The 10,847-nt window shown below is 35.2% G+C and carries 6 protein-coding genes; all 6 read left to right on the forward strand.

Features of this window, described 5'->3' with window-relative positions:
- Window positions 1-73 precede the first annotated feature (73 nt).
- The gene (locus AC0UBM_RS15810; protein ID WP_475689267.1) at window positions 74-1,816 is read left to right on the forward strand and encodes an arylsulfatase; all 1,743 of its coding nucleotides are present in this window, start codon (window positions 74-76) and stop codon (window positions 1,814-1,816) included.
- Between the two features lie 38 nt (window positions 1,817-1,854).
- On the forward strand, window positions 1,855-3,264 hold the full coding sequence (locus tag AC0UBM_RS15815) for a sulfatase family protein (protein ID WP_475689268.1): 1,410 nt from the start codon (window positions 1,855-1,857) through the stop codon (window positions 3,262-3,264).
- 782 nt (window positions 3,265-4,046) lie between these two features.
- Window positions 4,047-7,277, forward strand: a complete 3,231-nt coding sequence (locus tag AC0UBM_RS15820; RefSeq protein WP_475689269.1) for a SusC/RagA family TonB-linked outer membrane protein — start codon at window positions 4,047-4,049, stop codon at window positions 7,275-7,277.
- 24 nt (window positions 7,278-7,301) lie between these two features.
- Window positions 7,302-8,786 (forward strand): RagB/SusD family nutrient uptake outer membrane protein, encoded by a 1,485-nt coding sequence (locus AC0UBM_RS15825; RefSeq protein ID WP_475689270.1) that lies wholly within the window; start codon window positions 7,302-7,304, stop codon window positions 8,784-8,786.
- Between the two features lie 21 nt (window positions 8,787-8,807).
- Window positions 8,808-9,479 carry a fasciclin domain-containing protein gene (locus tag AC0UBM_RS15830; RefSeq protein ID WP_414035397.1) on the forward strand — a complete coding sequence of 224 codons (672 nt, stop codon included), beginning with the start codon at window positions 8,808-8,810 and terminating at the stop codon, window positions 9,477-9,479.
- Between the two features lie 11 nt (window positions 9,480-9,490).
- Window positions 9,491-10,513 (forward strand): hypothetical protein, encoded by a 1,023-nt coding sequence (locus AC0UBM_RS15835; protein ID WP_475689271.1) that lies wholly within the window; start codon window positions 9,491-9,493, stop codon window positions 10,511-10,513.
- Window positions 10,514-10,847 lie beyond the last annotated feature (334 nt).

Raw genomic sequence — 10,847 nt, forward strand, 5'->3', positions numbered from 1 at the left:
ATCAATTTTTTGTAGTGGTTGTAAAACTGAAAATAAAGAAATTGTAGAAAAATCGGAGGTTAAAAGGCCTAATGTGATTTTAATAATGACCGACGATCAAGGGTATGGCGATTTGGGGGCGCATGGGAATCCCTATGTGAAAACACCTGCAATAGACGAGTTTTATGGTAAAAGTGTGCGTTTTACAGACTTTCATGTAGATCCGTCGTGTTCGCCAACGCGATCTGCTTTATTAACTGGAAACTATTCTGCACGTGCAGGGGTTTGGCACACAATCGGTGGGCGATCGTTGTTAAAAGAAGGTATGGTTACCATGCCGGAGGTGTTTAAAGATAATGGTTATGAGACTGCTGTGTTTGGAAAATGGCATTTGGGAGAAAACTATCCGTTTCGTCCAATGGATCGTGGTTTTAAAGAATCAATTGTCCATGGTGGTGGCGGTGTTGGTCAGAATCCAGATTATTGGGGTAATAATTATATAGACGATACGTATAAACATAACGGGGAGTTCGAAAAATACGATGGTTACTGTAATACAGTATGGTTTGATCAAGCTTTAAACTATATCAAAAAAAATAAAGACAAACCGTTCTTTTGCTACATTCCAACAAATTTACCACATGCGCCACTTATAGTAGACGATAAATATGTGGAACCATACAAAGGGAAAGTTTCCGATAGAATTGCCAATTATTATGGTATGGTAAGTAAAATAGACGAAGATGTGGCTACATTATTTAAGGAAGTTAAAGAGATGGGGCTAGAGGAAAATACGATTGTAATTTTCATGACAGATAATGGTCCTTGTCCTTGGTTTGGAGGTGTGGTAATAGATTTTGAAACAGGTTTTGTTGAAGAAGGATATACCGATGGTATGCGTGGTGGTAAGATTTGGGGTTACGAAAACGGACACCATGTGCCATTTTTTATACGTTGGCCAAACGGAAATATCGAAGGAGGAAAAGATATCGGTGCTTTGTCAGGGCATATTGATGTTATGCCCACTTTAATAGATTTATGTCAGTTAGAAGTAGATGGCGACTTGAAAATGGATGGTAGAAGTTTAGTGCCACTTTTAAATGGAGATGAAAAAACTTGGAAGGACGACCGTTCCATTATAGTGCATAATCAACGTGTGGAATATCCTGTAAAGGATAAAGAATACCAAGTGTTAACAGATGAGTGGAGATTAGTAAAAAGAAGGAAAGACGAATTGTATAATATTAAAACCGATCCCGGTCAAAAAAACAATGTCGTGGACGAACATCCCGAAATTGTTGCAGATTTGTACGAAAGATATAATGAATGGTGGGAAGATGTCTCTGTAGATTTCGATGAATATGCTCAAATACATATCGGAACGCCTTACGAGAATCCAGTAACACTTTATCCGCATGATGCTCATACGCGTGATAAGAAGAAAATATGGGTGATTAATGTTGCTCGTGATGGAAAATACGAAATTGGAGTAGCTAGATCGCCAAAGGAATCTGGTAGAAATATAGTGAAATATAAAGAAGGAGATGCGAAAACAGAAGTTGGAAGCGCGTTTTTAAACATCGGGAATATATCTAAAACAAGTCCGATTGTTAATGATATGGCTAGCGTAAAATTCGAAGTGAATTTAAAAGCAGGAACGACTTGTCTTAATGCTTTTTTTAAACTTAATGAAAATGACAAGTTGCTTACTTCTCCATTTCTATATGTAAATTATGTTGGTGAGGCAGACCAGGCGGAAGTAAAAGACTACGTCGCTTCAGAACCAGATCGTCTTTTAAAAGATAATTATAAACAAAACGTTGTGCTCTTTGATTGATGCATTTCAAAAATCAAATTAAATTAAAAATTAAATTCATGAAAAAATTATTTAGGCTCATACCTATATTCTGTTACTTGTTCTTTATTACGGCCTGCGACACTAAAAAAAAGGAAGAAGTTGCTGTTGCTGAAAAAGTAGAAAAACCAAACATCATTTTTATTCTTACAGACGATCAGCGTTGGGATGCTTTGGGATTTGCGGGTAATCCAATAATAAAAACACCGAATATGGATGAGTTGGCGGGATCTGGATTGTATTTTAAGAATGCATTTGTAACCACGCCTATATGTGCGGCAAGTAGAGCGACTCTATTCACGGGTTTATATGAGAGAACACACGATTTTAATTTTGGGAAACCTAAGTTAAAAGATGGTTATATGTATGAAAGTTATCCGTATTTACTTAAAAAGGCGGGATACAGAACAGGGTTAATAGGTAAGTTAGGTGTTAAGCTTAATCCAGGAATCCAAGACTCTTTATTCGATACAACGAAGAAAACCTTCTGGCCATATTTGGTTGAAGTGGATGGGGAAGAAAAGCATTTAGCCGATATTAATGGCGATCACGCCATCGATTTTATTAAATCGGAAAAAGGAAAACCATTTTGTTTGTCGTTGTCATTTTGGTCGCCTCACGCAGACGATGGGGCTGAAGAGCAATATTTTTGGCCTAAGTATGTAGATAGTTTGTATGTTAACGATACCATTCCTACGCCTGAAACAGCCGATCCTAAGTTTTTTGCGGCACTTCCTGAATTTATGAAACATACCATGAATAGAAAAAGATGGTACTGGAGATATGATACTCCAGAGAAATTTCAAAAGATGGTAAAGGGTTATTATAAAATGATTAGTACTGTAGATGGTGTTGTTGGTAGAATTAGAAAAACGTTAGAAGAAGAAGGTTTAGCCGATAATACTGTAATTGTATTTATGGGAGATAATGGGTACTATATGGGAGAACGTGGTTTTTCTGGTAAATGGTTAATGCATGAGCAGTCGCTTCGTGTGCCTTTAATGATATACGACCCAAGAGAACCTAAATCCTCACAGTCTAAAACATTCGACGAGATGGTGCTTAACCTAGATATTGCACCTACATTGTTAGATCTTGCAGGAGTAGATATTCCTGAAAGTTATCAAGGTGAAAGTTTAGTCGATTTTTATGATAAGGATGTTTCTAATTGGCGTACATCAGCATTTTTCGAGCACCAAAGAGAGGGAGAGTCTTTGCTTCCAAAAACAGAAGCGTTTCGCGACGATACCTATAAGTTTATCAGATACGAGGCGGCTCCAGAATTTGTTGAGTTGTATAATTTAAAGGAAGATTTTAACGAGGTAAATAATCTGGCTTTAGATAAAAAATACAGTGACCTTGTAGATTTTTATGCTAAAAAATGTGATTCTGTAGCTGGTAAATTATTGGCGCAACGTATTGCGAAATAGAAATAAAATACAATTTGTTAAAACACTGTAGTCTGTTTTAATAATGTAATAATTAATATACTTTAAGGTAGCGATGTTAAATCGCTACCTTTTTCTTTTTATATAGTTCTTCTTCTTCTTCTTCTTCTGTTAGAGCTACCGTGATGATGTGTAATTCTTAGTCTATCATCATATTTCAAAATCATATGTTTTAAAACCCATGTTTAGTGTGGCGTGTAAGTGGTTCGTATTTGGGAAAAAAAAACAAGGATTTGTTTTACTCAAGTGCGTTTGTAAATGTCGTGTTGTAGTGGTGGATTTTAAGTTTTATAGTTTGTCCAATTGTCACTGCTAAAACGTATCTCGTTTTGTGTGGAAAACTATAATCATTAATGAGAATTTTTAGGTGTTTGCATACAGGTGTTGGTGAGGTGTTATGCATTTAACATTAATACTGATTAAGTCGTGATGAATTTGTAAAATAGAGTTTCTTTTTAATACTATATTATAAAGGAAGGGTTAAAATAGTATAGTTTGAGGTTAATATATAAAACCTAGATAGTCTTTTGTTAAAATAGTATGCTTTTCTGTTAATTTTAGATAAAGGAAATGTTAATATTTAACATAATTTAGATTTTTATTAAGAAAACACAATTAAAATGCAGAGAAAAAACAGATAGTCAAACTTAATTTACCAACATTAAAAAGATTTATTCAATCATTTAAATACCAACTTAATTATGAAAAAAAACCACTGTTACAAACAAATCTCATTATTGCGACTACTAGCAATAAATAAAAATATGGTCACGCATGTCGCCGTTTTGCTTTTATTTATAAGTAGTGTGAGTGCAATGGCGTCTAGTGTGCCTCCCAATGAGATTACTAGTTTTACTGATGGCGATGTTAACAAATCTGAAGAGCTCGTGCCTCAAGACACGGTTATTACAGGTACTGTCGTAGACGCAAATGGTGTTACATTACCAGGAGTAACTATTTACTTAAAAGGTTCCTCTATTGGTGTAGTGTCATCTTTCGATGGAACTTATACTATTGATGTGCCTATACAGCATAAGACCTTAGTATTTGCTTATATGGGAATGGTAACTCAAGAAGTTGCGTTAACCGGACAGACTGAAGTAAATGTTACATTATTAGAAGAAAACGAAAGTTTAGACGAAGTTGTAGTTGTAGGGTACCAATCTATCAAGAAAAAAGATGCAACGGCTTCTATTGTAAGTGTTAAGGCTGAAGATATCGAGAACTTTCCAGCGTCGACTTTCGAAGATGTTTTACAAGGGCAACTTGCAGGGGTTAACATTCAATCTTTATCTGGAGAACCAGGAGTTAAAGATGTGTTCGTAATTCGTGGTAATACAAATATATCTTCAGATATAGATGGAGAATTAAGTGCTGGAGGTACTGGGTTTTCTAATCCGTTATATGTCCTTGATGGTGTACCAACTACCCTTGAAGATTTAGCAGGTTTTGATGCTACAAATACAAACTTCCTTGCATCACTTAACCCGAACGATATCGAATCGATAGATATTTTAAAAGATGCATCCGCGGCTGCGATTTACGGTTCTCGTGGAGCAAATGGGGTGGTACTTATTAAAACAAAAAGAGGTAAAATTGGAGCGCCTGTTTTTACATTTAATACCTATTTAGGAGTTTCTAATACGCCTGATTTAGTAGATGTTGAAACTGGTACTGCAGAACGCGCTGCGAAATACGATTTACTTAACAATTACTGGAATTATGACAGAATTAGAGACAATGTGCCAATGATTCTTTCAGATAGTTTAAATCCAGCATTTAATAATAATGTAAACTACCAAGGGTTATTTTATCAACCAGGAATTATCCAAAACTATGATTTTGGTGTATCGGGAGGTTCAGAAAAATCTAACTATAGAGTAAATCTTGGATATTACGACGAAGAAGGTATTGTTGTAGGTACTGGGTTTTCTCGTATTTCGGCAAGTATTAACTTAGGTATTAAAATAAATGATAAAATAGATAACCAAACGGTTGTGCGTTTAGGGTATGTAGATAGGCAAACAGGTTTAGGAAACACGAATGCATCTACAGGAACATTTCCTATTAACCCGCTGCGAATGAATTCTTCTTTATTATATATGTCGCCTTTAGAAGAGTCTGCATTATTAGGAAGGTACGATGATATTAGAAATGTGAATATTAACTATACGGTGTCGTTTAGTAATACGTTAAGAGCTAAACTTGTTGAAGGTTTGTATTTTAATAACACGGTATCGCTTTCAACTAACTCTACAAAGCGAGATTATTTTGTGCCATCTACAATAAACTCTTCTGGAGAGTCTTATGCGGAGTATACAACTACGGGTACTAAAAACGTAAATATGGATAACTTCTTGTCTTATACAAAAACATACAAGGAGGTTCATTCTTTTAATGCTTTAGCAGGAACATCTCTTAACTATAATCAGAGTGATTTAGTTAGAGTAGGTGGTCGTGGTTCAGCTAGTGATCAAATACAAACGGTTACAGGTATAGATCAGGAAGATATTTTTGGTAGAAGTACATTTTCCGAAAATGGAATGCTTTCTTTCTGGGGACGTTTAGGATATAGATTTGATGAAAAATATTTAGTCGATTTAAACTTTAGAGCAGATGCTTCTTCTCGTTTTGGTTCTAATACAAGATGGGGATATTTCCCTGCTATTTCAGCAGGTTGGGTGTTCTCTGAAGAGTCTTTTGTTCAGGATGCTTTACCATGGATTAGTTTTGGGAAATTATACGCAAGTTATGGTGTAAATGGTAGTCAGTTTTCAGACGATTATTTACGTTTTAATACGTACGATACAGGTAGTGCTGGTTACGGTTTAGGTACTGGTACACGTCCGGTATCATCTTATAACGGTACAACAGTGGTTACTCCTAATTACAATAAAATTGCTAACCAGGATTTATCTTGGGAGCGTTCTAAGCAATGGAATTTAGCATTAGACTTAGAGTTGTTTAATCGTAGAGTTTTTATGACACCAGAAATTTATAATCGTGAAACCGAAGATTTATTATTCGATGTCGATTTTCCTGTGGAAAGCGGATATAATAAATCTCAAGCAAATATCGCTGGTGTTAGAAACTACGGTTGGGAATTTTCTTTAAACGCTTATGTTTTCGATCCAGCCAAAGATTTTCAATGGCAAGTAGGATTTAACGTGGCGCATAACACCAATCAAATTACAGCATTGCCAAACGGTAACCGTGACTGGGTAACAGGAACGAGAAGTTTAACAGTAGGAGAGGCGCTTAACTCGTATTACTTCTTACAAAATACGGGAGAAGTGTATAGTACGATAGACGACATTCCAGTAGATCCATATACAGGAGGTTTATTACCAATACAGTATAACGGATCTACAAAAGTAGGTAGTTATGGCTATGTAGATGTAGATGGAGATTACATTATAGAATTTGGAGACGATCATATTGTGATTCCAGGTGCAGATCCAAATCCAAAATATGTAGGTGGTATTACAAATACGTTTTCTTACAAGAATTGGAACCTACGTATCGTTTCAAGTTTCACTGCAGATAGAACAATATTTAACCAAACCTTAGTAACTAGTTTATGGGGTATTAGTAAAGATAATGCAAGTCAGATTCCTTACAACTGGTCAAATTACAATACACCTGTACTTAGTAATTTCGATTATTGGAGACAACCAGGAGATGTTACTAAATATGCGTCTTTAGATCCGGGTGGAAATAATTATTTAAATAACAGAACCCAACAGTCTATTTGGTTAGAAGATGGAGATTACTTTAAGATTGGTAGTGTGACTTTGAGTTATAATTTTGATAGAGCTTTACTAAAGCGAATCGGATTTAAAGGGTTACGTGTATATGGTACAATGACTAACGTAGCTACATTTCAGAAATTTTCAGGTCCAGATGCAGAACGTGTAAATGTTGCCGGTTACGATATGGGATCGGGTTATGCACAACCTCGTAAGGTTACTTTAGGTATGAATGTTAAATTTTAATAAAAAACTTCTAAAAATATATATATGAAATATCTTAAATATAAAATAATAGCGCTTTTTGTTATGTCTGGTCTGCTATTTAATAGCTGTAGCGATTGGTTAGAAATGGAGCCTATTAACGAAACGTATGGTGACGTGTTTTGGACTTCAGAAAGTGCCGCGCAACAAACCTTAGCGGGCGGGTATGCATTACTTCGTACAGCCTTATTAACAGGAAACAGATTTTTAACCTGGGGAGAACTAAACGGTACAACGGTAAGGTATAAAACAGCAACAAACCAAATGAAATTTGGAACTACAAGTTTTCCAAACTCTAGTATGGGAGAAATGCAATGGGGGCCGTTCTATAAGATTATTGCACAGTGTAACCTTGTTCTTGAAGAAACAGCAAAATTAGACGAATCTCTTTTTGACGATGGTCTTGAAGGAAAAGAAAAAATTCTAGGAGAAGCTTACTTTTTAAGAGCATTTACATATTTCTATATGGTAAAAGTATGGGGAGATGTGCCATTAGTATTAGATGCAGTAACAGAAGTTAATGATGTATTAACAGACGATGGATATATTGTAAATGTACCTCAAAATCCAGAATTAGAGGTTTTAGAGCAATGTATAGCAGATTTAAAAATTGCAGAAGGATATCTTGATTATGGGGTGTTTGGAAATGTAGAATGGGCAGTACAAGGAAACAAAGGATCGGTTCAAGCCCTTATGGCACACGTGTATCTTTGGATGGATAAGCCGGCAGAATCTGAAGTAGCTGCAGGTAATATGATTGATCAAGGAGGGTATTCTTTAGTAGATTATACAGATTCTTTAGCAGTAGTAAATATGTTTATCGGACGCTCTACAGAAGGTGTATTCGAATTAAATATCGATTACGAAGATAGTGAGTCTTACTCGAATAATGGTATGGCGCAAAGAACAGCGTATTACCCTTATATAGACATTCCTGGCTATAACGAAAAAGGTTCTACTTTAAATATTATTAAGAGTTCGGTAGAGCCATTGTACGATACTACAGATGTAAGAATAAAAAGATTCTTTGGTTTCTGGGAAACTGAACGTCCTATTACTTTAAAATATGCGAGTGTGGTTTATGAGGATGAAGCGAATAAAACCATTGCAACAACCCATGGTGTTTGTAACACCTTGTTATTTAGATTATCGGGCATTATGCTTTTAAGAGCAGAAGCTTTAGCGAAACTAGGACAATATGGAGAAGCAAGAACACTGCTAAATACTATAAGAACTAGAGCTGGCGCTCCGGACTTTGACGGTGCAGATACAGATTTACAACATGAGATTTATTTAGAACGTACTAGAGAACTTATAAGTGAAGGACATGCTTATTTTGATAGAATACGTAATGACGAGTGGGATGATATTTCTTGGATGGGAGCAGACCGTAAAGAGCAAAGAGGCTATTATTGGCCAGTAGCATCTACGTATATCATAGATAATCCATTATTAGTACAGAATCCATTCTGGGCAACTATCAATTATTAATTTTTTAAAATGATAAGACATATGAAAAAATATATTCTTTTAATATTTATAGTAGCAGTCGGCTTTGTTGGTTGTGAACAAAGCGATTACCTTATAGATGGTGGTGTGCATGATCCACATGTAGATATGACGACTTACGAGTACTTACAAACAAATCCAGTGTTTGATACCTTGGTTCTTCTTATAGATCGTGCTGGATTGCAAGATGAGATTAACGGAGATGTTACCTTTTTTCCGCCAACAGATTTTTCTATAAAAAATTATTTAGATAAGAAAGGTCAAGATACACTTGCTCAAGATCCGTTTGTAGAATGGTCTATGGAAGATATTCCTGTAGAGACGTTAAGAGATTCTTTGAAAATGTATATCGTGCCAGGTAAAATAAATAGAACAGACATGGTAGAAGATACTCAGGTATATCAAACCTTATTAGGTAACGATGTTGGCGTGGCATTAATTGCTGTTGATGATACTTATACAAATCAGGTAAGTACATGGCCTGAATATGTGTATTACACATTTATTAGAGGTGCTGGTTTAGATGCGTCAGGATCAATTCCTTCAGACGAAGAATTGGATGTTATTGAAAGAGCGCAAACTTCGGGTATTCAAACTAATACGGGGGTGATACACGTGTTGGAAAATAGTCATACCATGTTCTATTTCATACAAAATCATTTTGTTGAAAACTAAAAAATATACTTATGAAAAAAACAAATAAAATAATAATGGCTGCATTGTCTCTGTCTTTTTTTATAGCGGCGTGTAGTGAAGTTGAAACAGGTTATTTAAGTGGTTATATAAAATATGAGAACCCTGTATTGTACGTACAATCAGGTACAGATATGAGTACTGGGAAATTATTACCAGACGGATCGACAAAGCCACTTACAGTCGAAATGCTAGAAATTAGAAATAAAGAAACGGGAGAAATAGCAGAAGACTTGTTAACAGAGCGACCAATAGTAAACTGGTTGGAACCGTATAATTACGAAACCGATAGTACATTGGCACAGATAGAAGAAAAGTTGGTGTATGTAGATGTTCCGGCATTCGCTTTTAATACTGTAAACGGTGAAATACGTTGGAATGCAAATACACAATTTGCAGAAGCAGAACAATATGAGTTTGATTTAAAAATATCTAACGTGCGCGGATCAGATGTTTATCCAAATATTGGGCAAGTGCAAATTACACCATTTAAACCTGTAACTTTTGTTGGAGGTACACGTATACAAGTGAGAAGTTTAGATCCGGTTAAAACCATATATAATGTTACTGAAGATATGGAGCTGTTAGAAAATGGTACAAGTGAAATTAATACGGTAACAAAAATTTCTGACGAAGCGTCTCCAGGAGTAACGGTTATACTTAAGGTTATAGATAAGAATGGTACGCCGTTTAATCCTAAGACAGGGGAGGTTCTAGGGAACTGGCCAGGTTTTAATTTACCATCTTACGAAGATTCTTCTGTAGGTACAGAATTTACAGATGAAGCGACTATATTTCATTTTCCTGTAACGCCTTTTCCTTACTATACGTGGTATAATAAAAACCCGTTAATGTATTACCATATTCCTGAAGGTTATCTTGGTGATTTAGACGATAATGAAGATTACGATCCAATAAATGGTAGATATTGGTTAAACTTTAGAACCAATTTCGATATCAACGGACCAGGAACGTGGGAAGTTATAATAAGATTCCCAACCGTTACACATATTTAATAGATGTGAAACGTTTAAAATATTTTCTATTTATTTTGTTTGGTTAATTTTTTAATAAACAGAAAATTTTTCATGTAGTGTTTGAGTTTTTTTTAATCCCAGGTTAATGGTTTAGCCTGGGATTTTTTCGTTTTATATTTTTTAAGGTGTTGTCTTTATCGTAGCTATAAGAGGAAATTGTAACGTTATTTCTTTATTGATCAACTATTATGATGGCCTAACTATAACAACCAGAAACAATCTTATAGGCGTCCGATATTAAGTTTCTTTTCTCTGTTCTTTCAAGTTTGTTTTATTGGATTTTGCATACTTTATAAAGAAATATTAGTAATCA

It is taken from the genome of Formosa sp. F44 (genome assembly GCF_056238645.1).